Here is a 24,643-nt window from a genome sequence, read left to right as displayed (position 1 = left end):
ATGGCGGACGATAGATATTCGCTCAAATACGCAGCCTTCAATGAGAGTGGGTTGGCGTTCGGTAATACCAGCCCTACGAACGGTGTGTCAGCACAAGGCACGTTCGCCAGGGATCAGCTGTCGGGCCTCGACCTGGCGCTGGAGAAACTTGGGCTCAAGCTCGGGTTGCTGACCACGGCGATCGAGTCGTTGACCGTGAAGCTATCGGCGCAACGATTGTTTTCCCAAACGATGGGGGCCGGCACCAAGGGTGAGTCGGCCAATGAGCCAAAGGGTAAGTCGGGTGGCGGTATCGAACCACCGGCGCTGCTCAAACCGGCGATAGCGATGGATGCGGCCATGGCCGATCTGAAGCAGGCCGGCCACTTCACGCCTCGCCAGATTGCAGAAATGGCGGAGCCAACCCAGCGTATCGCCAGTGCGCCGTTGGTGGCGGCCGGCGGGACCACGGCGGTTGAGGTGGTGAGGATGCAAAGCCTGGCGGCCAGGGCAGGAGTCGGCAGCGATCTGCCCAATGCCTCGGACCGGCAATTGGCGCTGTTGCGCTTCGCCAGTGATGCGGGTGTCACAGCATCGACGTTCAAAATGCCAGCCATGGAAGCCGCCGAGATGCTGCTCGGCTGGCGCACTTCCATGAAGCTCAGCGCAGAGAAAGCGTTTGATCTGGCGGACGCTACCAACCATCTGAGCAAGATTCCCGGTGGTGCGAAAGCGAATGAGATCGGCACAGTGTTGCAGCGTGACGGTGCGGCCGCGACCTCGGCGGGCCTGCAGCCTGCCCAAGCTGCGGCGCTGACGGCGGCACTTCTCAATACCGGCGCGCAACAAGCTGAAGCGGGTGTGGCGCTCGATCACTTCACGACTGCTCTAGGCAAGGGCGATCAGGCCTCCGCGACCGAGCAAGCGGCTTGGAAGCAACTGGGACTTGATCCCAAAGAGGTGGCGAGCGGCTTGCGTGACAAGGACGCCGCGCCGGGGACAGTGATGTCGGTGCTGGCGGCCTTGAACGCGCAGCCGGCCGAAAAACGCTCGTCCCTGGCCTCTTCGTTGTTTGGCTCTGGGGATGCCGCGGTGTTGCGCATGTCGCAGAAACTCGACGATGTGAACGCCGCGTTCTGGCAGGTCAAAGACCCAGGCCAATATGCCACTTCACAATTGGACAACAACGGTTCGGTGCGGCAGGACGCGTTGGCGCTGTCGAACACCCGGCAGGGCCAACTGAACGTCCTCAACGCCCGCAGCGAGCGTTTGTCGCTGGCCACGGGCAATGCCCTGATGCCCTCGACGGATACCTCGTTCCAGTGGTTGGGGTCGCTGGCCGATGGCATGAGTGAGTTGGCGGAGTCCTCACCTAAAGCCGCTGCGGCCATTGTGTTGATTGGCGCGGCGATCAAACCGCTGGTGGGCGCGCTGCTCAAGGCTGTAGGGGATGAGATGTCCAATCAGGTGGCCAAGCGGGTGTTGGGCAAGGTCGCTCCGCACCTTCCCGGCCGATTGGGGGAAGTGATCTCCGAAGATTTCAGAAATCCTCGTGGGGACAAGCTGGATACACGCAATGCCAACCAGCGTCCCGAATCCACGAGCAGGACGAAAATACGCGTCAGTACACGAGGCTCACTGGGAGGCGCAGGGCGTTTTTCACCCGGGCCAACGGCCTCATTACGCTCGATGACCCGCAGGGCGCCCGGCCCATTAAAAGTAGTCGGTGCCGTCGCTGATGTGGCCGAGGGTGTACTGACCGGCGACAAACGAATGATGAGTGCAGGCCTGGGAGCGGCAGGTGGCGGCTGGGCAGGCGCTGCTGCGGGGTCTGCGGCCGGTGCCGCTTTGGGGAGCGTCGTTCCGGTGATCGGCACTGCCATTGGTGGTCTGGTTGGCGGACTGCTGGGCGGCTGGTTGGGGAGCGATGCGGGCGCGTCCTTGGGGGAGAAGCTCGTCGCCCCCGCCGACAGACTCGCCGCTCCAGACCAGGTCAGCAAAGACCTGGCTAGCACCCAGACAACCACGCAACAAAACACCATGACCGCAAACATCTACATCAACGGCCAGGACCAGGCCAGCGCGAGTCAGTTGGCCAACCTGGTCGTGCAGCAGCTCTCGGGCCAATTCGGCTTGATGACCATGCCCAACTCACTCGCCATGCGCAGTGACGCGGCCCTGACCGACGGAGGTACGTGATGCGTCAGCAAATGGCACTCGGCAGTTTCATTTTCGGTTTGTCGAGAAACTTTGCGTACCACAGCCTGGTACGCACCTCGGACGGTGGCTGGAAGAGCATCGACATCCTCACCAGCAAACCCAAGTCCAGCCAGGTCGGCCAAGGCCTGCAAGGGCTGACGATCACCGGCAAGTCGATGTACGCCACCGCCATGGATCGCCTCGATGAGTTGCGCGCCTTGCAGGCGCAGCGAGTCCCCGTGCCGTTGGTCGATGGCATCGGTCGCAATTGGGGCCTGTGGCAGATCAACAAGGTGACGGAAACCCAGACCGAGATCATTGATGACGGCACGGCGATGGTGGTCGGTTGGGTGGTTGAATTGACGGAGTTCGCCAATGCGTAGGGTTCGAAGTATCGCCGGTGATTCGGTGAATCTGTTGCTGTACCGCGAGCTTGAGCGCTGTGACGACATCGTCGAAGAGGCGCTCTGGCGGCTCAATCCGGGGTTGGCTGAATGGGGGCCTGTATTGCCGGCGGGCGTATGGGTGGTCTTGCCGGAAGTGGACCTCAAGCCCGTGGCAACCCCACCGGTTTCGGCCTGGGATTAAGGAGGCTACATGTCATTGGGTTTCACGCCTGCGGTGGAAGTGTACGGCGCGAACGCCGCGCTGCTCAACGCACGATTGCTCAGTTGGACACACGTCGACGCGGCAGGAATCGAGTCGGATCAATTGACCCTCACCATCAGCCTGGACGGGCTGGAAGGGTTGCCCAGCCTGGGTGGGAAAATCGGTTTGCGGGTCGGCTACCTGGAGTCGGGGCTGGTGGACAAGGGCGAGTTCGTCATTACCCGGCGCACGCCGACGCTGTTCCCGTTGCGCCTGACCTTGGTGGCCATGGCCGCGCCGTTCAGTGCGGCGGACCAGACCGGGTTCAAGCAGCGCCGATCCGTCAGCCATGGACCGACGACCCTGGGGGCGCTGTTTCGTCAACTGACGTCCAGGCACGGTTTTTCTCCCCGGGTGGCGCCAGACCTGGCGCTGATCAAGATCGAGCACATCGACCAGTCCAACGAAACCGACATGGGGTTCCTGACGCGCCTGGCCCATCGTTATGACGCCGTCGCCAAGCCGATCAACGAGCTGTATGTGCTGGCTCGGCGCGGCCAGGCGAAGTCGCTGTCGGGCAAGGTCCTGCCCGAGATAATACTGTCGGTGACGACCAACAATCGTCCTGGCGACCAGGCTTTTATTTCCGCCAAGCTGGATGAAACCGCCCGGGCGAAATACCAAGGCTGCAAGACCCGTTGGTGGGACGCGACGGCCGGCAAGTTGCAGGTCGAGGAGAGCGGCCTCGCGCCGTTCAAGACCCTGCGCCAGCGCTTCCAGAGCGCAGATGACGCCCGCGCTGCCGGTGAAGGCGAGGTGCGCAGGATGATGCGCGAAGCCCTCAAGGTGGCGATCGAGTGCCCTGGCAACCCGGGGCTGTCCGCCGAGGGCATCGTACTGCTGGACGCCACCTGGCCGGATTTCATGCGCGGTCGCTGGTCGATCGACAAGGTCACCGCCAGTGGCGACCGGGAAAAAAGCTATCGCTGCTTGATCAATGCGACTTGCCTGGATGCCAAGGCCTGACGCCATTCCTGTGGGGCTGGTGACTGCACTTTTCTCTCGACAAGCCCTGGGAGCGTGGCCGTAGGATGAGTGGTTCCCCGCGGCCGGGCATCGTCGCGCCGCCCTGGCTGGCAACGCAACTTCAGTAATGTTTTTTCGAGGGACGGTCTATGGACGTCACCCAAGCACAACTTATCAGCATCATGCCCAACGCCCGCTCCCAAGCGGGCGTTTTTGTTTCAGCCCTTAACATCGCCATGTCCCGCCACCGTATCGTCACGCCTAAACGCATCGCTGCGTTCCTGGCGCAAATCGGCCACGAGTCGGGGCAGCTACGGTATGTGCGCGAGCTGGGCAGCGAAGCCTATCTAAGCAAATACGACACCGGCGCGTTGGCCGTTCGCCTGGGCAACTCGCCCCAGGCTGACGGCGACGGCCAGAAGTATCGCGGCCGAGGACTGATCCAGATTACCGGCCATGACAATTATCGTCGCTGTAGTCTTGGCTTGTTCGGTGATGAACGGCTGCTGGCGCTGCCTGAGCTTCTTGAGCAGCCGCAATGGGCATCCGAATCCTCCGCTTGGTTCTGGGAGCAGAGCGGCTTGAACGAGCTGGCCGATCGTGATCAGTTCAACAGCATCACCCGACGCATCAATGGCGGTTTGAACGGCTTGGAGGATCGCCTGCAACTCTGGGCGCGGGCGAGGGCGGTGTTATGCCAGCCTTTGGCCTGATGCCTTTCTCTACTCGTACCCTGGGTATCATCGTTTTACTGGCATTGTTGGCGGGTGGCCCGGCGATGCTGGCGTGGCGAATCCAGGATTGGCGTTATGGCCAGCAGTTGGCGCAGTTGGCCCAAGCCCAGAGCGAGACGTTGAATCAGATAACCCAAGCGGCCGCGACGCAGCAAAAGACCGAGCAAGACAAACGTCTGGCCCTTGAGCAGCAGCTGTCCGCCAGCGAACAAACCCATTACCGAGCCTTGAGCGATGCCCAACGTGACCAGGATCGCCTGCGCGATCGCCTTGCTACTGCCGATGTCCGGCTGTCAGTCCTCCTCGACGCCAACGATGTTGCCGCCGGTTGTGCAGTGCCTGCCGCCACCGGCGCCGGCGGCCTGGATCATGGCGCCCCACGCGCCCGACTTGACCCGGCGCATGCTCAACGAATTATCGCCATCACCGACGCCGGTGATCGCGGATTGATTGCCTTGCAGGCCTGTCAGGCCTATATCAGAGCGCTGGATCGGTAATCCGCCAAGCCTTGCAAGCTTCCATTGCTCGTGTACGGTAGGCCTCAATTGTGTGGAATCAGGAGAGCACCATGGACGACATCACCGAACTGGCCGCTGAGCTGGGCAGGCGCCTGCAGTTGCTCAATGCCCACGTCACCACGGCTGAGTCCTGCACGGGCGGCGGGATTGCCGAGGCGATTACCCGGATTCCCGGGAGTTCGGCCTGGTTCGAGGCGGGTTACGTCACCTATTCCAATCGCCAGAAGACCCAGCAGTTGGACGTACCGGCCGAGTTGTTCGGCACGGTAGGGGCGGTCAGCCGCGAGGTGGTCGAGGCCATGGTGCGAGGCGCCCAGCATAAAAGCCTGGCGCGTTTTGCCGTGGCGGTCAGCGGTGTAGCAGGGCCGGATGGTGGTTCGCCGAACAAGCCGGTGGGCACGGTGTGGCTGGCCTGGGGCGTTGGCGAAGCGGTGATCAGCGAGCAGCGATTCTTTCCGGGCAACCGCGACGAGGTCCGCCGACAAACGGTGAAGGCCGCGCTAGAGGGGCTGCTGCAACATGCCGCTGTAGAAATCTCAAATCAGGGGTAGGCGATCCTCAATCGCTGTGGAATAATACTGGCTACTTATACAGGTGTTGGCCGTCAGGCCTTATTGATTACGTGAGGACTTTAATGGACGACAACAAGAAGAAAGCCTTGGCTGCGGCCTTGGGTCAGATCGAACGTCAATTCGGCAAGGGTGCCGTAATGCGTATGGGCGATCAGGACCGTCAGGCTATTCCTTCCATCTCCACCGGCTCCCTGGGCCTGGACATCGCGCTTGGCATCGGCGGCCTGCCAAAAGGCCGAATCGTTGAAATCTACGGTCCTGAGTCGTCCGGTAAAACCACCCTGACGCTGTCGGTGATCGCCCAGGCCCAAAAAGCCGGTGCAACCTGCGCCTTCGTCGACGCCGAACACGCCCTGGACCCGGAATACGCCGGCAAACTGGGTGTCAACGTCGACGACCTGCTGGTTTCCCAGCCGGATACCGGCGAACAGGCCCTGGAAATCACCGACATGCTGGTACGTTCCAACGCGGTTGACGTGATCATCGTCGACTCCGTGGCGGCACTGGTACCCAAAGCTGAAATCGAAGGTGAAATGGGCGACATGCACGTGGGCCTCCAGGCTCGCCTGATGTCCCAGGCCCTGCGCAAGATCACCGGTAACATCAAGAACGCCAACTGCCTGGTGATCTTCATCAACCAGATCCGTATGAAGATCGGCGTGATGTTCGGCAGTCCGGAAACCACCACCGGTGGTAACGCGCTGAAGTTCTACGCCTCGGTTCGCCTCGATATCCGCCGTACTGGCGCGGTGAAGGAAGGTGACGAGGTGGTCGGCAGCGAAACCCGCGTCAAGGTCGTGAAGAACAAGGTGGCTTCGCCGTTCCGTCAGGCCGAGTTCCAGATTCTTTACGGCAAGGGCATCTACCTCAATGGCGAGATGATCGACCTGGGTGTGCTGCACGGTTTCGTCGAGAAGTCGGGCGCCTGGTATGCCTACAACGGCACCAAGATCGGTCAGGGCAAGGCCAACTCGGCCAAGTTCCTGGCGGATAACCCGGAAGTCGCCGCTGCTCTCGAGAAGCAATTGCGTGACAAGCTGTTGAGCCCGGTGGCAGACGTCAAGTCCGTGGCTAATCGCGAGACCGCTGACGACCTGGCTGACGCTGACATCTGATCGAATCGATGACCGTCGTCCTCGATACCCTCGTCGCGGTGCGACGAACCGCGATGGACCTGCTCGCCAGGCGCGAGCATGGTCGAGTCGAGCTGACGCGTAAGCTGCGTCAGCGCGGCGCTCCCGATGAGTTGATCGACACAGCCCTCGACCGTTTGACCGAAGAGGGCTTGCTGTCGGAGTCCCGTTACCTGGAAAGCTTTGTCTCTTATCGCGCTCGCTCCGGTTATGGTCCTTTGCGAATTCGTGAGGAACTGGGCCAGCGTGGTTTGCAACGCCCGGATATCGAACTTGCCTTGCGCGAAAGCGGTATCGATTGGCAGGAGCAACTGACGGACACCTGGCGCCGCAAGTTCTCAGGACATTTACCCATCGATGCGCGGGAACGAGCCAAACAAGGGCGTTTCCTGGCGTATCGAGGTTACTCCATGGAAATGATCAACCGCTTGTTCAGCGGTCGCGGTATGGATGACTAAACAAAAACGGCCTGCTATTTCGATAGCAGGCCGTTTTTTTATGGGCTCAGGTTACCTTGATCGGCTCCCATGTGAGGGGGTGGGGTTTTGAGGCGGGCTGGGCCCAGTTTTGCGGCAGGTTGATGTAATCCACCAGTTCCCTCAAGCGACCGTGATCCCGGGCGTTGAAGGCAAACGCCAGTCGGGTCAGATGACTGAACTGGGCTTCGTCGTGCTCTTCACCGCTGTAGTCATGTTGATGAAAACAGTCGTTTAGGCACAAATCGGCGAATTCTCCCTGCATCTGCTGCAACGCCTGTTCGTTTAGCTTGTGATTCATGCGGATCACGAACTGATGCTTGAGCCAGCGACTGGAGTGAAAGTTGCGGTAGAACTGGTTGATTTCTTCCACGGCCTCTTCGGCGTTGTACACCAGGCGCATCAGCTTCATGTCGGTGGGCAGGATGTAGCGGTTTTCCTCCAATTGCTCGCGGATAAAGTTCAGGGCTCCTTGCCAGAACTTGCCCCCTGGCACATCCAGCAGGACCACCGGTACCAAAGGGCTCTTGCCTGTCTGTACCAGCAGTCAGGACTTCCAGCGCTTCATCAAGCGTGCCGAAACCGCCGGGGCAGAGCACCAGTGCGTCGGCCTCTTTGACGAAAAACAGTTTACGGGTGAAGAAGAAGTGGAACGGCAGCAGGTTCGGCGTGCCCTCGACGGTCGGGTTTGCGTGTTGCTCGAAAGGCAGGGTGATGTTGAATCCCAGGCTGTGGTCGCGCCCTGCGCCTTCATGGGCGGCGGCCATGATGCCACCGCCGGCGCCGGTGATGACCATCATGTCCGAGCGGGCCAGCGCCGCCCCCAGCTCTCGGGCCAGGCCATACAGCGGATGTTCGATGGGTGTTCGGGCCGAGCCGAAGACCGTGACCTTGCGTCGGCCCTTGAACTGCTCGAGGGTACGGAAGGCGTGTTCCAGTTCCCTCAGGGCTTGTAGTGTGATCTTGGCATTCCAGCGGTTGTGATCTTCCTGGGCCATGCGCAGCACGGTCAGGATCATGTCTCGGTAAATGGGGAGGTTGGGGCTGTTGGGGGAGACCAGGTTGAGTTGCTCTTCGACCTTGCGGGTGAGGTCGTGGCCATGGTTCTCAAAATGACGACTGAGCAGGTCATTCGGTTTGTAAGGCATTCAGCTTCTCCTTCTTAACAGGACCCCGGCCCGGACGAGAGATTCATCGAGGCCACGACACTCCATGTGTCGTTGTCAGCCCAAGCATCGGCCTGGAGGGTGACCTGGCTTGACGCGGTCTGCAGCAAGGCGACCAAGCCATCCAGCGGGTTCTGCTTTTCCCTTTGATAAAAAACAATCACACACCAAGGTGTTGGCCAGGCAGCCTCTTTCTGCCCGATGAAAATACTATGGATACTTTGAATCTAGACCGTCATGCCGATCTTTGCTGCCCTGATCATGGCGCGCAAAAGTGACCGTTGGCAACCGCTGATACATGCCGTGAACGATTGCACCGCTCGTCAGATCGCCGGCCGGGTGCGTGTCGCTCTGATTTACTGATAACAAGCGTGCCAATGCAATTTGACGCCCAGGGTTGGGTGCCACGTGATGGATTGAAGCGAATCGGGGCAGGGAGGCGGGAGAAATGACCAGGGTCACTCTGGAGCTCGACAGGCAGTTGTACTTGATGTTGTTGGAGTCGGCACAGGCCAATCGGGTGAGTCTTGAGGACGAATGCTGTCGTCGGCTGGGAGGGCGAGCATGGCGCTCGCGTTACTTGCAGGCGCTGGTGGCGGAGTTGCGCGCCGACGATGAGCAGCGGCGCGCAAGTTCAGGTTGACTACTTCTTCGTCTTGGCCGGTTTCGGGCAATCCGATTCCTGGAAGCGCTCGGTCGCGACCGGGCGGTTGGTCTTAACCTCGGTGAACTCGTAGCGCATGGTTGCGCCCTTGGCCATCAACTTGCGGAAACCTGGATTGGTGCACACCGTAGAGCCCAACTGGAAATACACAGCCTTGGGGTCTGCGCGCATTTTCTGGGCGTGGCTGCTTTGCACACTGAGATGGTTGATCAGCTCGGTGCCTTCGACGGTATAACCCTGGTCGAGAATGTCTTCGTTGATCGCCCGCGGCGTACCGACGCTACTTTCCTTGGCGACGTTCTGCAGCATCTTGTTCAGTTCGAGTTCTTTCAGCGAAGCAGCCTGAGCGCTGAAGGACGTCGCCAGCAGAACGGCAACGGTAGGGACGATAAGGCGCAGCATGAAACTCTCCTGGTTCAGTGACTGGTGGTTCGACCGATCACATGACTGTGCGTTCAGTGGCCGGGAATTATAGGGGAGCCAGGGTGGACGGTACAGGCTCGTGCGCTCTGGTAGACTGCCGGCCTTTATTGCCCTGCCGAGTGTTGTTCGTGTCGAGTTCTCCTTTCTGCCGGCGTTGCCCATGATGAATCACGCCCCTAACGCCGTAGCCCGCCTGCGCGACCAACGCATCGATGAAGGGATCAGGCCGATCCAGGCCCGTGGCTGGCGCGCGCCCCGTTGCAGCGCCTGCCGAGTGATCGAGAGCCATTGCCTGTGCGCTTGGCGTCCGAGTGTCGAGACCCGCTCCGGGGTCTGCCTGATCATGACCAACAAGGAAGTGTTCAAACCGAGCAACACTGGTTGGCTGATTGCCGACGTCGTGCGCGACAATCACGCGTTCATCTGGTCGCGCACCGACGTCGACGAGCAACTGCTGGCGCTGCTGAACGATCCGCAATGGCAACCGTACCTGGTGTTTCCGGGCGAATACGTCGAGCCATCACGGGTGACCCATGCGGTTGATCTTGATCATTCCAAGCGCCCGCTGTTCATTCTGCTGGATGCGACCTGGACCGAGGCGCGGAAGATTTTTCGTAAAAGCCCGTATTTCGACCGACTGCCGATCCTGAGCCTGCTGCCTGACAGACTGTCGCGTTACCGCCTGCGCCGTTCGACCCGCAGCGAGCACCTGTGCACCGCCGAAGTGGCGGCATTGTGTCTGGAACTGGCGGGGGACAGCGATGCTGCTTCGGCCCTGGACGCCTATTTCGATGTGTTCAGCCAGCATTACCTGGGCGCCAAGGGCCAGCAGGAGGTGAACGTCTCGACCCCGGCCCACGCCGAGTTGCAACCCTTTATCCGTACGCCGCAAGCAGTATTGGACCAATAGTGGCGCATACTCGACACTGTGATGGCTGTGCTGCTTGACCACCCCGGCTTCGCTGGGCATGCTTGGCGCCGACCGGGGCGCCGCCAATGTTTGAAACGCCGTGTTTGGCGTTGAATGTGCCCCTGTGGATGCCGCTGCATGGCGGTGTCTTGAGTTGTCTTGGCGAGGCGCGAATGCATCGGGCCTGCCATTAAAACAGGATCATTTGAAAAATGGCCACATACGAAATCCTGATTGCCGATGACCATCCGCTCTTTCGCAGCGCGTTGCATCAGGCTGTGACCCTGGGCCTCGGCCCGGCTGTCCGGTTGACGGAGGTGGCCAGTATCGCGGAACTGGAGGTCCAGTTGACGGCGAAGGCCGATTGGGACCTGGTGCTGCTAGACCTGAACATGCCCGGTGCCTATGGTTTTTCAGGGCTGGTGCTGTTGCGGGGCCAATACCCGCAGATCCCCGTGGTCATGGTCTCGGCCCAGGAAGAAGCCTCGGTGATGGTCAAGGCCCGGGAGTTCGGCGCCAGCGGATTCATACCCAAGTCCAGTTCCCTTGAGATGATTCAGAAGGCCGTGAAGGCGGTCCTGGACGGCGATGTCTGTTGGCCGCCCCAGGCGTTCGAGGCGGTGAGCGTGTCCGAGGAAGCCAAGGCCGCCAGCGAGGGGCTGGCCAGTCTCACGCCGCAGCAGTTCCGGGTGTTGACCATGGTCTGCGAAGGCTTACTGAACAAACAGATTGCCTACGAACTGAACGTTTCGGAGGCCACCATCAAGGCTCACGTCACGGCGATCTTTCGTAAACTGAACGTGCGCACCCGGACCCAGGCGGCCTTGCTGCTGCAACAACTTGAGTCAATTTCACCGCCGGCCTAGTGTTCCGGTTCACGCTTTTTTGACCGGGTTTGAATTAGCTTCTCCACTCCTTTTCGATCAGTTGCCCACTCTATGTCACCTTTTAAAGGCCAGACCGGCCTGAAACGCATCCTCAACGCCTCCGGCTATTCCTTGGACGGGCTGCGTGCAGCTTTTGTCGGCGAAGCGGCTTTCCGCCAGTTGGTGTTGCTCAATGTCGTGTTGATTCCGTTGTCATTCTTCCTGAACGTCAGTCGTGTCGAGCAGGCGCTGCTGATTGCCGTGTGCCTGTTGGCATTGATCGTGGAATTGCTCAACTCGGCGGTGGAGGCGGCCATCGACCGCATCTCCCTGGAACTGCACCCATTGTCAAAAAATGCCAAGGACATGGGCAGCGCGGCCCAGTTAGTCGCCCTGACGATGATCGCGTTGGTGTGGGGCGTGGTGCTGTTGTAACGGTTCAGGCAATGGTCGGCAGCACGATTTCGTCGCTGCGCTGGGCCCCGGCGGTGAAGGCCCGGCACAGCTCGAGGAATTCGCGCATGGCCGAGGTCTGGTACTTCTGTTTATGCCAGATGAAATAAAACTGCCGCGCCAGGTCCATGTCCGGGGTTTCCACTGCGACAAGGCTGCCCCGGCGGAAGGCGTCGCGCAGGGCCAGGCGTGAGATGCAGCCAATGCCCAGGCCGGATTCCACGGCGCGCTTGATGGCTTCGGTGTGTTCCAGCTCCAGGCGGATATTCAGCGCGCTACGGTGATGACGCATGGCCTGGTCGAAGGTCAGGCGTGTGCCGGAACCCTGTTCCCGTAGAATCCACGCCTCATGGGTCAGTTCCTCCATCGTCGCCTGGCCGCGCTTGGCCAGCGGGTGTTGAGGGGCGCAGAACACCACCAGTTCGTCCTCGACCCAGCTCTGCACCTCAATGTCCGGATGGCTGCAGTCACCTTCGATTAGACCCAGATCAATTTCATAGTGAGCAACCTGGTGCACGATATTGGCAGTGTTCTGCACGTGCAGCTTCACCTGGCTTTCTGGATGGCGCTGCATGAAACCGCCGATCAACAAGGTCGCCAGGTAATTGCCGATGGTCAGCGTTGCGCCGACCGCCAGTGAGCCGAAACCGGACTTGCCGTTGAGCAGGTCTTCGATTTCCTTGGCCTGGTCCAGCAGCGCCACTGCCTGGGGCAGCAGTTGTTTGCCCAGGGCATTGAGGCTCAGGCGCTTGCCGGCACGGTCGAACAATTGGCAGCTCGATTGCCGCTCCAGTTCGGTGATGGAGGTGCTGGCCGCCGACTGCGACAGATTGAGTTGGCCCGCAGCGCGAGACACGCTTTCCTGCTGGGCCACGGCGACGAAGACTTGAAGTTGACGGAGAGTAAATCGCATATCGATATAACCGATAACCCTTATCTTAATAATCCATTTAACAGATATTGTCGCCGCCATTAGAATGCGATGCAATTGCGCAGATTATCGGCGCAGGCATTATTCCCAGGAGTCCCCGTACATGAGCAACATGAACCACGAGCGTGTCCTCAGTGTTCATCACTGGAACGACACTCTGTTCAGCTTCAAGTGCACCCGCGATCCGGGCCTGCGCTTCGAGAACGGTCAGTTCGTGATGATCGGCCTGCAACAGCCCAATGGCCGCCCGCTTATGCGCGCTTACTCGATTGCCAGCCCGAACTGGGAAGAGCATCTCGAATTCTTCAGCATCAAGGTGCCTGATGGTCCGCTGACCTCCCAGTTGCAGCACCTGAAGGAAGGCGACGAGATCATCATCAGCAAGAAACCCACCGGCACCCTCGTGCTGGACGATCTCAAGCCTGGCAAGCATTTGTACCTGCTCAGCACCGGTACTGGGCTGGCGCCGTTCATGAGCGTCATCCAGGATCCGGAAACCTATGAGCGTTTCGAAAAAGTGATCCTGTGCCACGGCGTGCGTTACGTCAATGAAGTCGCTTACCGCGAGTTCATCACCGAACACTTGCCGCAGAACGAGTTCTTCGGCGAAGCGCTGCGTGAAAAGCTGATCTACTACCCGACCGTGACGCGCGAGCCGTTCGAGAACGAAGGCCGCCTGACCGACCTGATGCGCAGCGGCAAGCTGTTCCGCGACATCGGCCTGCCACCGATCAACCCGCAGGACGACCGCGCCATGTTGTGCGGCAGCCCGAGCATGCTCGACGAGACCAGCGAAGTGCTCAACAGCTTCGGCCTGACCGTTTCGCCGCGTATGCGCGAGCCGGGTGATTACCTGATCGAGCGGGCGTTTGTAGAGAAGTAAGCTGCAGTCTGTGGAGTGGCTGATGACCGCGACCCGGTCCAACAGTTGTCCACAAAAAAAGCCCGCGCCGCCTGAATAAGGCCGCGCGGGCTTTTTCGTTCCTGGCGATCACTGCTTAGCTGGAATCACTTCCAACACCCGGATCAACCCTGGCTGCGGGTAATGCCAGCGAACGTCCACATCCCAGAACTGCGCACCATATTCCCGTTCCGCTGTAGGAACCTGGTATGCCGGGCGTGGGTCTTGGGCCAGACATTGTTCGATCAGCGCCACCAAGGGCTCTGCCAGGCGCGTGGCGTGATCCTGGGCTTGTAGCAGGGCTGTGTCCGCCCATTGCACGGGGATGAGCTCAGGTGCTGCACTGGCGATGTTGTTGGACGCCGCGCCTATGATATCGGCGTAAGGCACGTAGGGCTTGATGTCCAGCACCGGCGTGCCGTCCAGCAAGTCGATGCCCGAGATCCACAGGCGCCCGGCTTCGACCCGCTCCAGCTTCACCACCGATTGGCCGATGCCATTGGGACGGTGGGTGGCGCGGGTGGCGAACACGCCCATGGACTTGTTACCACCCAGGCGCGGCGGCCTTACTTTCAACCGCGGCTTGTCTTCCAGGGCCTGGTGGAACAGGAACAACAGCCAGACATGGCTGACCTGCTCCAACCCCTGCACCGCCTCGCCCTGATCGAACGGCGCCACCAGCTCCAGCACTCCGCGCGCGGCGGGGGCCAGTTGCGGTTGGCGGGGAATGGCGAACTTCTCCTTGAAACAGGAGCGGACGAAGCCGATGGGGGAGACGCTGTAGGTCATGGGTTGAAATCGAGGCGAGATGGAGAGGGCATGATAACGCGAGAGCTGAAATCGACACGGTCCTCTGTGGCGAGGGAGCTTGCTCCCGCTGGGCTGCGAAGCGGCCCCCTGGTGCTGTCTGACGCACCGCGAGGGGCCGCTGCGCGTCCAGCGGGAGCAAGCTCCCTCGCCACAAAAGCCCCCAGGATTCAGCTGTCCTTCAACGTCAGCCGCGCACGCGCAGCGTCAGGCCCTTGAGGAAATTGCGCAGCAACTGGTCGCCACACGGGCGATAGTTGGTGTGGCCGAACTTGCGGAACAGCGCGCTCAGTTCCGGCTTGGACACCGGGAACTCGGCGGCCTTGAGGATGGCGTGCATGTCGTCCTCCTTCAGCTCGAACGCCACTCGCAGTTTCTTGAGAATGATGTTGTTGGTCACCGGCACTTCGATCGGCTGCGGCGGGCGGCTATCGTCCTTGCCACGCTTGAAGATCACCAGGCCATCGAGAAAATGCGCCATGACCTCGTCAGGGCAGAACACGAAGCCTTCTTCCTCGTCTTTCTTGAGGTAGCCCGCCAGGTCGGCCAGGGAGACTTCCAGGCCGCCCAGCTTGATGATCTCGATGACTTTCTTGTCGCTGATGTCGAGCATGTAGCGCACGCTGCGCAGTACGTCGTTGTGAATCATGTGTGCAGTCCTGATCGATCGGCAGTGGGCGCCCCGGTTCGGTGCGGCGCCGGAAAATTAGAATTTCTCTTTGGCAGACAGGTAGCGCCACTGGCCCAGCGGCACCTTGCCGATGGACACGCCGCCGATGCGAATGCGGCGAATGGCGACGACCTTGAGCCCGACCGCCTGGCAAAACAGGGCGATCACGCCGGGCTGCGGGTTTTTCATGGCAAAGCGCAGGCGGTTCTCGTTCTGCCAACTGGCCTTGACCGCCGGCAGCTCCTTGCCCTTGTAGGTCAAGCCATGGTTCAGGCGATTGAGGCCATGGGCGACCATCTCGCCTTCGACTTCCACCACGTATTCCTGCTCGATCTTGGCGGCGTCGGCGGTGAGCTTGCGCAAGATCTTCCAATCCTGGGTGAACACCAGCAGCCCGCTGGCGTTGGCTTGCAGGTCGGCGCTGGCGCTCAGGCGCAGGAAATGGCCCTTGAGTGGGCGTTTGCCGAAGCGATGTTCTTCGCTCAGGGTCTGCGGTCCAAGGGAGGCCATCGCGGTGTCTACATCCATGCCCGCCGGGACGTTCAGCAGGAGCGTCACCGGCTCCGGCGCGGTGGCCTTGGCCTCGGGGTCGAGTTCGACCTTCTGGTTGGTGACCTTGAACTGCGGTTCATCGATCACTTCGCCATCCACGGTGACCCAGCCGCCCTCGATGAACAACTCAGCCTCCCGACGGGAACAGCCGACGAGTTCTATGAGGCGTTTGGAGAGACGAATCGGGTCAGTCATGACGGGGGCCGTAACAAAAAGAGGGTGGGCATTGTACCTGCCTGGCGCCGGTTAATCGCGGGTCCATTTGCCTCATGCCGTTTTTAGCCGCGTCCAGCCTTCAGGTCGGGCTGCTTGTAGCGCATGTGCAACAGCGGGTAGGGTTGGTTCATGCCATCTTTCGCCGAGCGCCCGACCACTTCGAAGCCTTGCTTGAGGTAAAAGCCCAGGGCTTGCGGGTTCTGCTCGTTGACGTCCAGTTGATCGGCGTTCAGCTGTTCCATGGCGTAGTGCAGCAGTTGCTTGCCCAGGCCCTGGCCACGGTGTTGCGGGTCGATGAAGAGCATCTCGATCTTGCCGGCCGCGACGCCGGCGAAACCGGTGATCCGCTGGCGCGAGTCCCGGGTGCAAATGAGCATCACCGCATCCAGGTAACGGGTGAGCACCAGGTTTTTCAGCAGCTCGATGTAGCTGTCCGGCAGGAAGTCGTGGGTGGCTCGTACCGATGCCTCCCACACCTGGGTCAGTTCCTGGTAGTCGCTCGGTTTCGGTGTGTGGATGACCGAATGCTGACGCATGCCCGCCTGTTCCTTGTGCTGGATGTTCGGTGTTTCTCCATACGATAGCCGTAAAAAAGCCCCGCATCTTGTCGCAAGGGCAGGGCTTTTCAGTTTTTTCGAGGTGGCCGAGCAATGGCTGGAGGCACAGAACCTGTGGCGAGGGAGCTTGCTCCCGCTGGGCAGCGCAGCGGCCCCCGGTTTTTTGCGATTGCTGCGCAATCGAGCGGGAGCAAGCTCCCTCGCCACAAAAGCCGGCTCGGCTTGAGCCCAAGAAGCCTGGATCAACCGATCTGCTCAGCCCACAAATCGTACTCGTCGGCATCAGTCACCTTGCACCAGACTTTGTCGCCCGGCTTGAGGTTGCTGCCATTGTCGATGAAGACGTTGCCGTCGATTTCCGGGGCGTCGAAGAAGCAGCGGCCCACGGCGCCTTGTTCGTCCACTTCATCTACCAGCACTTCGATTTCACGGCCGATGCGCATTTGCAGGCGCGCCGAGCTGATGGCCTGTTGGTGCGCCATGAAGCGTTCCCAACGGTCCTGCTTGACGTCGTCCGGCACCACGTCCAGGTCCAGGTCGTTGGCCGGTGCGCCTTCGACAGGGGAATATTGGAAGCAGCCGACGCGGTCGAGCTGGGCTTCGGTCAGCCAATCCAGCAGGTACTGGAAGTCTTCTTCGGTTTCACCGGGGAAGCCGACGATGAAGGTCGAGCGGATGATCAGGTCCGGGCAGATTTCGCGCCAGTTCTTGATGCGGGCCAGGGTCTTGTCTTCGAACGCCGGGCGCTTCATGGCCTTGAGGACTTTCGGGCTGGCGTGCTGGAACGGGATGTCCAGGTACGGCAGGATCTTGCCGGCGGCCATCAGCGGGATCAGTTCGTCGACGTGCGGGTATGGATAGACGTAATGCAGGCGAACCCAGACGCCGAGGGTGCTGAGGGCTTCGCACAGTTCGGTCATGCGGGTTTTTACCGGCGCGCCGTTCCAGAAGCCGGTGCGGTATTTCACGTCGACGCCGTAGGCGCTGGTGTCCTGGGAGATCACCAGCAGTTCCTTGACGCCGGCCTTGACCAGGCGCTGGGCCTCGTCAAGCACATCGCCCACCGGGCGGCTCACCAGCTTGCCGCGCATCGACGGGATGATGCAGAAGCTGCAGCTGTGGTTGCAGCCTTCGGAAATCTTCAGGTAGGCGTAGTGGCGCGGGGTCAGCTTGATGCCTTGCGGCGGCACCAGGTCGATCAGCGGGTTATGGTCCTGGCGTGGCGGCACGACGTCGTGCACGGCGTTGACCACCTGCTCGTACTGCTGCGGACCGGTCACGGACAACACGCTCGGGTGCACGTTGCGGATGTTGCCTTCTTCCACGCCCATGCAGCCGGTGACGATAACCTTGCCGTTTTCCTTGATGGCTTCGCCGATCACTTCCAGGGACTCGGCCTTGGCCGAGTCGATGAAGCCGCAGGTGTTGACCACCACCACGTCGGCGTCCTGATAGGTGGATACAACGTCATAGCCTTCCATGCGCAACTGGGTCAGGATGCGCTCGGAGTCGACCAGAGCCTTCGGGCAACCCAGGGATACGAAGCCAACCTTCGGATTGGCGGGCGCGGTAGTGGTGGACATGTCTAACCTCGGTGTAGGGGGATCGTCTCTTGCCGAGACAGGGCGCCTGGCGCGCCTCTGATCAAAAAGTGCGCAATTCTATCTGTGGCCGGGCTGCTTGACCAGCTTTATACCGGGAAATGCGACGAGTGCTGCGCTATGCTTCGCGCCTTTGCGTTCTGACGATTGCTACAGTCAACAAAACGTCTGTAACAATACGTAAAACAACGCATGCTGCCTCAACAAAGCATAGTGCTTCGTTCAAGAAGCCAGGTCTGGAATCAGGAGTGTTGGATGGGTCACGCAAGTAGTCAGGCGGCAAGTGCCGAGCATTCGGCAGCGAAACCGCTGAGCATGCTGGTCGCGGCGGTCGGAGTGGTTTATGGCGACATCGGCACGAGCCCGTTGTACACCCTCAAGGAAGTGTTTTCCGGTGCCTACGGCGTACCTGTCAATCATGATGGTGTACTGGGGATTCTCTCGCTGATTTTCTGGTCGCTGATCTGGGTCGTGTCGATCAAGTACATGATGTTCGTGCTGCGCGCCGACAACCAGGGCGAAGGCGGGATCATGGCGCTTACCGCCCTGGCGCGGCGGGCAGCGGCGGGACGGGCGAGGTTGCGCAAATTGCTGGTGGTCTGCGGCTTGATCGGGGCGGCGTTGTTCTACGGCGACAGCATGATCACGCCAGCGATTTCCGTGCTTTCGGCGATCGAAGGTGTTGGCCTGGCGTTCGAGGGCATCGATCATTGGGTCGTGCCACTGTCCTTGGTCGTGCTGGTAGGGCTCTTTATCATCCAGCGCCACGGTACTGCACGGATCGGCATCCTGTTCGGCCCGATCATGGTCACCTGGTTCCTGGTGCTCGGCGTCCTCGGTGTCTACGGCATCAGCCAACACCCGGAAGTGTTGCAGGCGTTGAACCCTGTCTGGGCCGTGCGTTTCTTCGTCGTCCATTCGGGCATGGGCGTGGCGATCCTCGGCGCCGTGGTGCTGGCGCTGACCGGTGCCGAAGCGTTGTACGCCGACATGGGCCACTTTGGCCGCAAGCCGATCGCTCGCGCCTGGTTCATCCTGGTGTTGCCGGCGCTGGTGCTCAACTATTTCGGCCAGGGCGCGTTGTTGCTGGGCGACCCGGAGGCGGCGCGCAACCCGTTTTATCTGCTGGCGCCGAGCTGGGCGCTGCTCCCGCTGGTGGGCCTGTCGACCCTGGCCACGGTGATTGCCTCGCAAGCGGTGATTTCCGGTGCGTTCTCCCTGACGCGCCAGGCGATCCAGCTCGGTTACATCCCGCGCATGTACATCCAGCACACCTCCAGCGCCGAGCAGGGCCAGATCTACATCGGTGCGGTGAACTGGTCGCTGATGGTCGGCGTGGTACTGCTGGTGCTGGGGTTCGAATCTTCCGGCGCGTTGGCTTCGGCCTATGGCGTGGCGGTGACCGGTACCATGCTGATGACCACGATCCTGGTGTCGGCGGTCATGCTGTTGTTATGGAAATGGCCGCCGTTGCTGGCGGTGCCGGTGTTGATCGGTTTTCTCTTGGTGGACGGCCTGTACTTCGCCGCCAACGTGCCGAAGATCATCCAGGGCGGCGCATTCCCGGTGATCGCCGGTATTGCCTTGTTCGTGCTGATGACCACCTGGAAGCGCGGCAAGCAATTGCTGGTGGAGCGCCTGGATGAAGGGGCGCTGCCGCTGCCGATCTTCATCAGCAGCATCCGCGTGCAGCCGCCGCACCGTGTCCAGGGCACCGCCGTGTTCCTGACCGCGCGTTCGGACGCTGTGCCTCACGCCCTATTGCACAATCTATTGCACAACCAGGTGCTGCATGAGCAGGTGGTGCTGCTGACAGTGGTGTACGAAGACATTCCCCGGGTGCCGCCGCAGCGGCGTTTCGAGGTCGATGCCTATGGCGAAGGGTTCTTCCGGGTGATCCTGCACTTTGGTTTTACCGACGAGCCGGACGTCCCGCTGGCGCTCAAGCTCTGCCATCTGGATGACCTGGACTTCAGCCCGATGCGTACCACTTACTTCCTCAGCCGCGAAACGGTCATCGCGTCGAAACTCGAAGGCATGGCCCGCTGGCGCGAGGCGTTGTTCGCCTTCATGTTGAAGAACGCCAACGGCAATCTGCGCTTCTTCAATCTGCCGTTGAACCGGGTGATTGAACTGGGGACGCAGGTGGAGATGTAGCATCAGGAAAACAAAAGCCCTCGTTGCCTTGCGGCGGCGGGGGCTTTTTTGTAGGCGACACAAAAGCTGATGCCAAGGTAATGCTGTCCACTTAAGGCAATCGACAAGCCCGTGGCGAGGAAGCTTGCTCCCGCTGGGCCGCGAAGCGGCGCCAAAACCTGCCAAATGCGGGGAGTCAGGCACACCGCACCCGCCGGTTTGCGACTGCTTCGCAGTCGAGCGGGAGCAAGCTCCCTCGCCACGGGTCCATCATTTTTCTTGAATGAACGGTAATAGCTCCCATAGAGATGGGGCAGTCGAGCACAAAAAAGCCCCGGCAACCTTGAGGCTGCCGGGGCTTTTTGTCAGGCGTGTGTCGACTTACTGTTCGGCGACCTTGTTCTGCCGCTCGTTGATCTCATCGATCAAGCGCTTGGCCAGGGCCGGGTAGTTTTCGTCGAAGTGATGGCCGCCGGGCAGCTTGATGGCTTCACCCACGGCAGTCTTGTCGGTGCAGCCGCTTTCGTCGGCTTCTTCACCGCCGTAGATGCACACCACTTTCTCGGCTGGCAGCTTGGCCATTTCCGGGCCGGTGGCGGCTTCGGTGCCGGCGTTGCCGAGCCAGCCTTCGACTTCGATCTCGAAGCTGCCGGTGCGGGCGAAAGCCAGCAGGATGATCGCATCGACCCGCTGTTGTTCGGTGGCTGGCAGGCGATTGTAGATGGCTGGCAACACGTCGGCACCGAAGGAGTAGCCGGTCAGGATGAAGCGCTTGGTACCCCAGACCTGACGGTAGTGCTGCATCAGTTCGGTCAGATCCGCCGCGCTTTGTTCCGGGCTCTTGTGCTGCCAGTAGTAGCGCAGGGTGTCGATGCCGACCACTGGGTAGCCAATCTTGGCCATTTCATCGGCCACGTCGCGGTCCAGGTCACGCCAGCCGCCGTCTCCGGAGAGAAACAGGGTCACGGTATCCCGCGTCTGGCTGGCTGGGACTTCCACCACCGGGATGCTCAGGCCGCCCTTGGCCTTGTCGGTGCCGACCAGGATCTTGCGCAGCTCGTTGTTCAGGACTTGTGGCAGATTGATGTCGTAGTCGCTGATGCTGGTCTCGGCATTCGACTGATCGCGTACGAAGCCGGCGCTGGTGTCGTCGGGGTTATCGTTCCAGGCCACCAGCCAGTGGCCGTGGGCTGCGCTTTTGGGCAGCAAGTGTGTGCAGCCGGGTTTTTCCAGGGCCAGGTCCACCGACACGGCCTTGGCCTTGTCATCCTTCTGCTCGGCCAGCCAGCGCCAGGCCAGCACAGCGCCAGGGCCGATGCCGCTGACCAGCGTGGCTGGCCCTTGGAGCTGCCGCAGACCCGTCTGCAGGGCGCGACCTTGCAACAGGCAGTCCTTGGGCAGGATCACCTGAACGATCTGCGCCGAGCCGCTGCGGCTGAGGGTCGTCAACTGCGTGTCGCTGAGCTTCTGGTCTTCATTGACCGCCACCAGCACCTGGGCGCGCGGCTTGGTGCCGGGGATGACCCGAGTCATCGCGACGCCATCGGTGGGCGCCAGGTGTTCCAGGGTCGGTTGCGGGGCCGGGCGGTTCCAGTACCAGTAACCACCACCGAGAATCACCGCCAGCACCAGCAGGGCGGCCACTACGTATCGCCAGGAGCGTTGCATCATCAGCGTTTCACCAATCCAGTCAGGCCGCCTGCAATCAGGGCGGCGGTATCAGCCAGCGCCACCAGCGGATCGAGTCCGGCGGGCACGGCCATGTAGCGAGGTTCCCAGTCAGGCTGGAATTTGTCTTTGAAGCGGCGCAGCCCCTGGAAGTTATAGAGCTGCTCGCCACGGCGGAACACCATCGAACCCAGGCGTTGGGTCAATGGTGCGCCGCGACGCGGTTGCAGGCCTGACAGCGGGACCATGCCGAGGCTGAAGCGGGCGTAGTCATGATTTTTATAATGCTGGATGAGACCGACCATCATGAATTCCATGGTCAGTTTCGGGGCCTCGGGGTGGGCGCGCATCAGGTCGAGGCTGGCCAGTTCGTGGCTGTGGGTTTCGAGCAGGTTGGCGAACGCCACCGGCCGGCCCTCGAAACGAATCACGGCGATGCGGAAATGCTTGAGGTAGTCATCACTGAAACGACCCAGGGAGAAACCTTTCTCACGCACGTTCTTGCCGGTCAGCCAGGCATCGGAAATGACCTTGAGCTCATCCATCGGCGCCTGGCCCGGTTCGTGGATCTCCAGCGACAGGCCGTCACGGGTGCCGCGGTTCCAGGTGTAGCGCAAATCCTTCATCTCTTTGCCCTTGGCTTCGAGATCGAAACGCTTGAGGTCGACCCGTGCTTCCTCGCCCAGCTTGATGGCTGTCAGGCCGATGTCCATGTAGTACGGCAGGTTCTCGGCACGTACCTGATAGAACACGGGGCGGGCGTGGTGGATGTCACACAGGTCGCGGAACTGCCAGATCATTTCAGCCCGTTGCTGGGTAGGACCGATCGGATCGTACAACGCCACCAGGCTGCGACCACGGCGGGCGTACATCAGGAACGCTTCGTCGTTGGGGTGAAACAGCAAGGTCTTGTCGCCGGTCAGGGCCAGTCCACCGTCGGGTTGCGAAGACGTCATGAGAATCGTCTTGGCCCGCTCCAGTTCTTCTGTCGTCGGCAAATGGATCACCGGTCGTGCGGTGCGCAGCAACCAGGTCAGGGACACCACCACCAGCAACACCGCGGCCCCCAGCAGGGAGCGCAGGCCGCGAGGGGCGTCGGCATCAAGCGTGAACTGCCACCAGAGTTGATGGCTGTAGGGCACATCCTGGTAAGCAAACAGCAGCAGCCAGATCGACGCGCCCAGCACGCAGATACTGGCGATCAGGAACAGTGGGGAAAAGGGCAGTTCAGTCAGGCGGCTGGGACGATAAAAGGAACGCCGGAACACCGCCAGCAGGGCGGCCGTCAGGGTCAGTAACGTGGCTTCTTCCCAGTCGAAGCCCTTGAGCAGCGAGAGCAGGGCGCCCACCAGGAGCAAGACCGTGGTCAGCATCCAGGCGGCTGACAGGCGACGGCGCAAGCCTTGGGCGAGCAACAGGCACAACACGCCCACCAGGCTGGCGCCGAAGTGCGAAGCGTCGACCAGTCGATGAGGGATCAGGAAGCCGATGTGCTCGAGGCGGGTGTCGATTTCCGGTGTCACCCCGGAAAACAGCAGCACCACGCCCGAAAGAAACACCAGCACCGCCAGGATCGGCGCAGCGAAACCCGATGCCGCCCGCAGGCTCTGGCGCGTCTGGAACAGCCGTTGCGCTTCATTGATCAGCAACAGTACGCAGGCCACCAGCATCGGCAACAGCACATAGATCAAGCGATACAGCAACAGCGCGGCGGCCAGTGGCGCGGCCCCGAGTTTGTCGGCGAACGCGGCCAGCAGGATCGCTTCGAACACGCCGACACCGCCCGGTACATGGCTGAGCACCCCGGCAGCCAACGCCAGCAGGTACACCAGCAGGAAGGCGCCAAACGGCGGCGCTTCGGGCAGCAACAGATACAACACGGTGGCGGCGGCGGCGACATCCAGCGCGGTGATCACCAGTTGCAGGAAGGTCAGGCGTCGGCCCGGCAGGCGCAGTGTGCGGCGCCCGGCTTTTACCAGCAGGCTGTCACGATGAGGCTGTTCCGGCAGGCGTCTGCGGTAAATGCCGATGGCCAACACGCTGGTGAGCAGCAGCACCGCCACGGAAATGGCCCCCAGCAAAGTCGCAGGCAGGTGCAGCGCGGCGGACGCGGCGGGCAGGTTGCTGAGCGTCGCCAGGGCTGCCAACGGCGGCAACGCGCAGCCCAGGGACAGGCTGGCGAACAGCGTCATGTGGGCGACATCTGAGGCCCCCAGGCCATGACGCGCGTACAGACGGTAGCGAACAGAGCCGCCCGACAGCAGTGACAGGCCAATGGCATTGCCGATGGCGAACGCGGTGAACCCACCCAGGACCATGGTTTGTGGCGGCAGTGTCACCCCGGCATAACGGCTGGCGGACCATTCGTAGCCCAAAAGAATGATGAAGCCGGCTACCGTGGCGGCGATCGCGCCCAGCAGGGCCGGTCGTGGCACTTCCAGAATTGAATCGTGCAGGGCGTAAAGATCGAGCTCGCTCAGCAAGTGGCGACAGGCAATCAAGGCAATCGCAAACAGTAGCAACGTGACCGCGAGACCAATAGGCTGACGGTATTGACTGATCCGATCCAGCCAGCGCAATCGTTCGGCTTTGATCGGTTGTGTCGCAGTAACAGGGTCTTGCGGGTCAGACGAGTGGGCGCGCATCAATCACCTCTTGAGCTATGCGCGACAGGATGGGGGTATCCAGCCAAGTTACCAATCCCCGCGAAGGAAAATAATTACAAAATATTTGTAATGTAGAGCTTTTTCTGCCAGGCACAAAAAAGGCCACTCTTTCGAGCAGCCTTTCTTGATATTTGGTTGCGGGAGCCGGATTTGAACCGACGACCTTCGGGTTATGAGCCCGACGAGCTACCAGACTGCTCCATCCCGCGTCTGTGTGGCGGCATTCTACAG

Annotated in this window: 24 protein-coding genes, 1 tRNA gene and 1 pseudogene; 15 read left to right on the top strand and 11 right to left on the bottom strand. The window is 61.1% G+C overall.

The window, feature by feature from the left end; translation table 11 throughout:
* The 9 genes from BM300_RS20910 to recX all read left to right on the top strand — a co-directional run bounded on the left by BM300_RS20910 (window position 1) and on the right by recX (window position 7,207).
* On the top strand, window positions 1-2,178 hold the full coding sequence (locus tag BM300_RS20910) for a phage tail tape measure protein (protein ID WP_092346726.1): 2,178 nt from the start codon (window positions 1-3) through the stop codon (window positions 2,176-2,178).
* On the top strand, window positions 2,178-2,561 hold the full coding sequence (locus tag BM300_RS20905) for a phage tail protein (protein ID WP_038857206.1): 384 nt from the start codon (window positions 2,178-2,180) through the stop codon (window positions 2,559-2,561). Before BM300_RS20910 ends, BM300_RS20905 begins: the two co-directional genes overlap by 1 nt.
* Window positions 2,554-2,766 (top strand): tail protein X, encoded by a 213-nt coding sequence (locus BM300_RS20900; protein WP_063322730.1) that lies wholly within the window; start codon window positions 2,554-2,556, stop codon window positions 2,764-2,766. Before BM300_RS20905 ends, BM300_RS20900 begins: the two co-directional genes overlap by 8 nt.
* Before the next feature lie 9 nt (window positions 2,767-2,775).
* Window positions 2,776-3,792, top strand: coding sequence for a contractile injection system protein, VgrG/Pvc8 family (locus BM300_RS20895; protein ID WP_092223220.1), 1,017 nt, complete (start codon window positions 2,776-2,778; stop codon window positions 3,790-3,792).
* A gap of 149 nt (window positions 3,793-3,941) precedes the next feature.
* A complete protein-coding gene (locus BM300_RS20890; protein WP_092223218.1) occupies window positions 3,942-4,505 on the top strand; it encodes a glycoside hydrolase family 19 protein in 564 nt (187 codons plus the stop codon).
* Window positions 4,487-5,023, top strand: coding sequence for a lysis system i-spanin subunit Rz (locus BM300_RS20885; RefSeq protein ID WP_092144133.1), 537 nt, complete (start codon window positions 4,487-4,489; stop codon window positions 5,021-5,023). The genes BM300_RS20890 and BM300_RS20885 overlap by 19 nt, the downstream gene beginning before the upstream one ends.
* Window positions 5,024-5,094: 71 nt before the next feature.
* On the top strand, window positions 5,095-5,595 hold the full coding sequence (locus tag BM300_RS20880) for a CinA family protein (RefSeq protein ID WP_092144135.1): 501 nt from the start codon (window positions 5,095-5,097) through the stop codon (window positions 5,593-5,595).
* An 83-nt stretch (window positions 5,596-5,678) separates the two neighbouring features.
* Window positions 5,679-6,731, top strand: a complete 1,053-nt coding sequence (gene recA / locus BM300_RS20875; RefSeq protein WP_003198351.1) for a recombinase RecA — start codon at window positions 5,679-5,681, stop codon at window positions 6,729-6,731.
* Window positions 6,732-6,739: 8 nt separating this feature from the next.
* Window positions 6,740-7,207, top strand: coding sequence for a recombination regulator RecX (recX, locus tag BM300_RS20870; RefSeq protein ID WP_003198353.1), 468 nt, complete (start codon window positions 6,740-6,742; stop codon window positions 7,205-7,207).
* A gap of 46 nt (window positions 7,208-7,253) precedes the next feature.
* Here recX and BM300_RS20865 read toward each other — a convergent pair.
* A pseudogene (locus tag BM300_RS20865) lies at window positions 7,254-8,373 on the bottom strand (TIGR00730 family Rossman fold protein).
* Between the two features lie 466 nt (window positions 8,374-8,839).
* Here BM300_RS20865 and BM300_RS20860 point away from each other — a divergent pair.
* Complete coding sequence (locus tag BM300_RS20860; RefSeq protein ID WP_063322711.1) at window positions 8,840-9,034, top strand: hypothetical protein; 195 nt, start codon at window positions 8,840-8,842, stop codon at window positions 9,032-9,034.
* Here BM300_RS20860 and BM300_RS20855 read toward each other — a convergent pair whose 3' ends face one another.
* Window positions 9,035-9,457 (bottom strand): quorum-sensing-regulated virulence factor family protein, encoded by a 423-nt coding sequence (locus tag BM300_RS20855; RefSeq protein ID WP_003198359.1) that lies wholly within the window; start codon window positions 9,455-9,457, stop codon window positions 9,035-9,037.
* Between the two features lie 184 nt (window positions 9,458-9,641).
* Here BM300_RS20855 and BM300_RS20850 point away from each other — a divergent pair, with 184 nt between their 5' ends.
* The 3 genes from BM300_RS20850 (at window position 9,642) to BM300_RS20840 (ending at window position 11,689) form a co-directional block, all read left to right on the top strand.
* Complete coding sequence (locus BM300_RS20850; protein WP_092144306.1) at window positions 9,642-10,388, top strand: tRNA-uridine aminocarboxypropyltransferase; 747 nt, start codon at window positions 9,642-9,644, stop codon at window positions 10,386-10,388.
* Window positions 10,389-10,600: 212 nt separating this feature from the next.
* On the top strand, window positions 10,601-11,254 hold the full coding sequence (gene erdR, locus BM300_RS20845; RefSeq protein ID WP_092223216.1) for a response regulator transcription factor ErdR: 654 nt from the start codon (window positions 10,601-10,603) through the stop codon (window positions 11,252-11,254).
* Window positions 11,255-11,326: 72 nt separating this feature from the next.
* Window positions 11,327-11,689, top strand: a complete 363-nt coding sequence (locus tag BM300_RS20840; protein ID WP_063322710.1) for a diacylglycerol kinase — start codon at window positions 11,327-11,329, stop codon at window positions 11,687-11,689.
* Window positions 11,690-11,693: 4 nt separating this feature from the next.
* On the opposite strand, the gene BM300_RS20835 is transcribed toward BM300_RS20840, so the two are convergent.
* The gene (locus BM300_RS20835) at window positions 11,694-12,620 is read right to left on the bottom strand and encodes a LysR family transcriptional regulator (protein ID WP_063322709.1); all 927 of its coding nucleotides are present in this window, start codon (window positions 12,618-12,620) and stop codon (window positions 11,694-11,696) included.
* Window positions 12,621-12,741: 121 nt separating this feature from the next.
* On the opposite strand from BM300_RS20835, the gene fpr reads away from it, so the two are divergent.
* Window positions 12,742-13,521, top strand: coding sequence for a ferredoxin-NADP reductase (gene fpr / locus BM300_RS20830; protein WP_003198368.1), 780 nt, complete (start codon window positions 12,742-12,744; stop codon window positions 13,519-13,521).
* 108 nt (window positions 13,522-13,629) lie between these two features.
* Here the strand turns inward: fpr and tsaA are convergent, their stop codons facing one another.
* The 5 genes from tsaA to rimO all read right to left on the bottom strand — a co-directional run bounded on the left by tsaA (window position 13,630) and on the right by rimO (window position 17,924).
* A complete protein-coding gene (gene tsaA / locus BM300_RS20825) occupies window positions 13,630-14,328 on the bottom strand; it encodes a tRNA (N6-threonylcarbamoyladenosine(37)-N6)-methyltransferase TrmO (protein ID WP_092144137.1) in 699 nt (232 codons plus the stop codon).
* Window positions 14,329-14,533: 205 nt separating this feature from the next.
* Entirely contained in the window at window positions 14,534-14,995 is a 462-nt protein-coding gene (locus BM300_RS20820) for a YehS family protein (protein ID WP_092223214.1), read from the bottom strand.
* 57 nt (window positions 14,996-15,052) lie between these two features.
* Window positions 15,053-15,763 carry an rRNA pseudouridine synthase gene (locus BM300_RS20815; protein WP_092346729.1) on the bottom strand — a complete coding sequence of 237 codons (711 nt, stop codon included), beginning with the start codon at window positions 15,761-15,763 and terminating at the stop codon, window positions 15,053-15,055.
* A gap of 83 nt (window positions 15,764-15,846) precedes the next feature.
* Entirely contained in the window at window positions 15,847-16,320 is a 474-nt protein-coding gene (locus BM300_RS20810) for a GNAT family N-acetyltransferase (protein WP_063322705.1), read from the bottom strand.
* Between the two features lie 263 nt (window positions 16,321-16,583).
* On the bottom strand, window positions 16,584-17,924 hold the full coding sequence (rimO, locus tag BM300_RS20800) for a 30S ribosomal protein S12 methylthiotransferase RimO (protein WP_003198379.1): 1,341 nt from the start codon (window positions 17,922-17,924) through the stop codon (window positions 16,584-16,586).
* A gap of 333 nt (window positions 17,925-18,257) precedes the next feature.
* Between rimO and BM300_RS20795 the strand changes: the two genes are divergently transcribed.
* The gene (locus tag BM300_RS20795; RefSeq protein WP_371914668.1) at window positions 18,258-20,099 is read left to right on the top strand and encodes a potassium transporter Kup; all 1,842 of its coding nucleotides are present in this window, start codon (window positions 18,258-18,260) and stop codon (window positions 20,097-20,099) included.
* A 360-nt stretch (window positions 20,100-20,459) separates the two neighbouring features.
* Here the strand turns inward: BM300_RS20795 and BM300_RS20790 are convergent, their stop codons facing one another.
* From BM300_RS20790 to BM300_RS20780, 3 genes are all read right to left on the bottom strand, one after another.
* On the bottom strand, window positions 20,460-21,749 hold the full coding sequence (locus tag BM300_RS20790) for a virulence factor family protein (protein ID WP_092346732.1): 1,290 nt from the start codon (window positions 21,747-21,749) through the stop codon (window positions 20,460-20,462).
* Complete coding sequence (gene mprF / locus BM300_RS20785; RefSeq protein ID WP_092463869.1) at window positions 21,749-24,391, bottom strand: bifunctional lysylphosphatidylglycerol flippase/synthetase MprF; 2,643 nt, start codon at window positions 24,389-24,391, stop codon at window positions 21,749-21,751. The genes BM300_RS20790 and mprF overlap by 1 nt, the downstream gene beginning before the upstream one ends.
* A gap of 153 nt (window positions 24,392-24,544) precedes the next feature.
* Window positions 24,545-24,621 (bottom strand) — tRNA-Met (locus BM300_RS20780).
* Window positions 24,622-24,643 lie beyond the last annotated feature (22 nt).

Source organism: Pseudomonas sp. NFACC46-3 (genome assembly GCF_900114515.1).
Classification (GTDB): domain Bacteria; phylum Pseudomonadota; class Gammaproteobacteria; order Pseudomonadales; family Pseudomonadaceae; genus Aquipseudomonas; species Aquipseudomonas fluorescens_Q.
Note: the sequence above shows the minus strand (reverse complement) of the source record. Positions and strands in the feature narration are given on the sequence as shown.

What these genes read in the sequence shown, in the direction of transcription:
- rimO (WP_003198379.1), bottom strand. Translation starts at nt 17,924, where the DNA reads ATGTCCACCACTACCGCGCCCGCCAATCCGAAGGTTGGCTTCGTATCC.
- BM300_RS20815 (WP_092346729.1), bottom strand. Translation starts at nt 15,763, where the DNA reads ATGACTGACCCGATTCGTCTCTCCAAACGCCTCATAGAACTCGTCGGC.
- BM300_RS20895 (WP_092223220.1), top strand. Translation starts at nt 2,776, where the DNA reads ATGTCATTGGGTTTCACGCCTGCGGTGGAAGTGTACGGCGCGAACGCC.
- tsaA (WP_092144137.1), bottom strand. Translation starts at nt 14,328, where the DNA reads ATGACCTACAGCGTCTCCCCCATCGGCTTCGTCCGCTCCTGTTTCAAG.
- BM300_RS20790 (WP_092346732.1), bottom strand. Translation starts at nt 21,749, where the DNA reads ATGATGCAACGCTCCTGGCGATACGTAGTGGCCGCCCTGCTGGTGCTG.
- BM300_RS20880 (WP_092144135.1), top strand. Translation starts at nt 5,095, where the DNA reads ATGGACGACATCACCGAACTGGCCGCTGAGCTGGGCAGGCGCCTGCAG.
- BM300_RS20860 (WP_063322711.1), top strand. Translation starts at nt 8,840, where the DNA reads ATGACCAGGGTCACTCTGGAGCTCGACAGGCAGTTGTACTTGATGTTG.
- BM300_RS20900 (WP_063322730.1), top strand. Translation starts at nt 2,554, where the DNA reads ATGCGTAGGGTTCGAAGTATCGCCGGTGATTCGGTGAATCTGTTGCTG.
- recX (WP_003198353.1), top strand. Translation starts at nt 6,740, where the DNA reads ATGACCGTCGTCCTCGATACCCTCGTCGCGGTGCGACGAACCGCGATG.
- fpr (WP_003198368.1), top strand. Translation starts at nt 12,742, where the DNA reads ATGAGCAACATGAACCACGAGCGTGTCCTCAGTGTTCATCACTGGAAC.
- BM300_RS20885 (WP_092144133.1), top strand. Translation starts at nt 4,487, where the DNA reads ATGCCAGCCTTTGGCCTGATGCCTTTCTCTACTCGTACCCTGGGTATC.
- recA (WP_003198351.1), top strand. Translation starts at nt 5,679, where the DNA reads ATGGACGACAACAAGAAGAAAGCCTTGGCTGCGGCCTTGGGTCAGATC.
- BM300_RS20850 (WP_092144306.1), top strand. Translation starts at nt 9,642, where the DNA reads ATGAATCACGCCCCTAACGCCGTAGCCCGCCTGCGCGACCAACGCATC.
- BM300_RS20795 (WP_371914668.1), top strand. Translation starts at nt 18,258, where the DNA reads ATGCTGGTCGCGGCGGTCGGAGTGGTTTATGGCGACATCGGCACGAGC.
- BM300_RS20835 (WP_063322709.1), bottom strand. Translation starts at nt 12,620, where the DNA reads ATGCGATTTACTCTCCGTCAACTTCAAGTCTTCGTCGCCGTGGCCCAG.
- erdR (WP_092223216.1), top strand. Translation starts at nt 10,601, where the DNA reads ATGGCCACATACGAAATCCTGATTGCCGATGACCATCCGCTCTTTCGC.
- mprF (WP_092463869.1), bottom strand. Translation starts at nt 24,391, where the DNA reads ATGCGCGCCCACTCGTCTGACCCGCAAGACCCTGTTACTGCGACACAA.
- BM300_RS20855 (WP_003198359.1), bottom strand. Translation starts at nt 9,457, where the DNA reads ATGCTGCGCCTTATCGTCCCTACCGTTGCCGTTCTGCTGGCGACGTCC.
- BM300_RS20910 (WP_092346726.1), top strand. Translation starts at nt 1, where the DNA reads ATGGCGGACGATAGATATTCGCTCAAATACGCAGCCTTCAATGAGAGT.
- BM300_RS20820 (WP_092223214.1), bottom strand. Translation starts at nt 14,995, where the DNA reads ATGATTCACAACGACGTACTGCGCAGCGTGCGCTACATGCTCGACATC.
- BM300_RS20810 (WP_063322705.1), bottom strand. Translation starts at nt 16,320, where the DNA reads ATGCGTCAGCATTCGGTCATCCACACACCGAAACCGAGCGACTACCAG.
- BM300_RS20905 (WP_038857206.1), top strand. Translation starts at nt 2,178, where the DNA reads ATGCGTCAGCAAATGGCACTCGGCAGTTTCATTTTCGGTTTGTCGAGA.
- BM300_RS20840 (WP_063322710.1), top strand. Translation starts at nt 11,327, where the DNA reads ATGTCACCTTTTAAAGGCCAGACCGGCCTGAAACGCATCCTCAACGCC.
- BM300_RS20890 (WP_092223218.1), top strand. Translation starts at nt 3,942, where the DNA reads ATGGACGTCACCCAAGCACAACTTATCAGCATCATGCCCAACGCCCGC.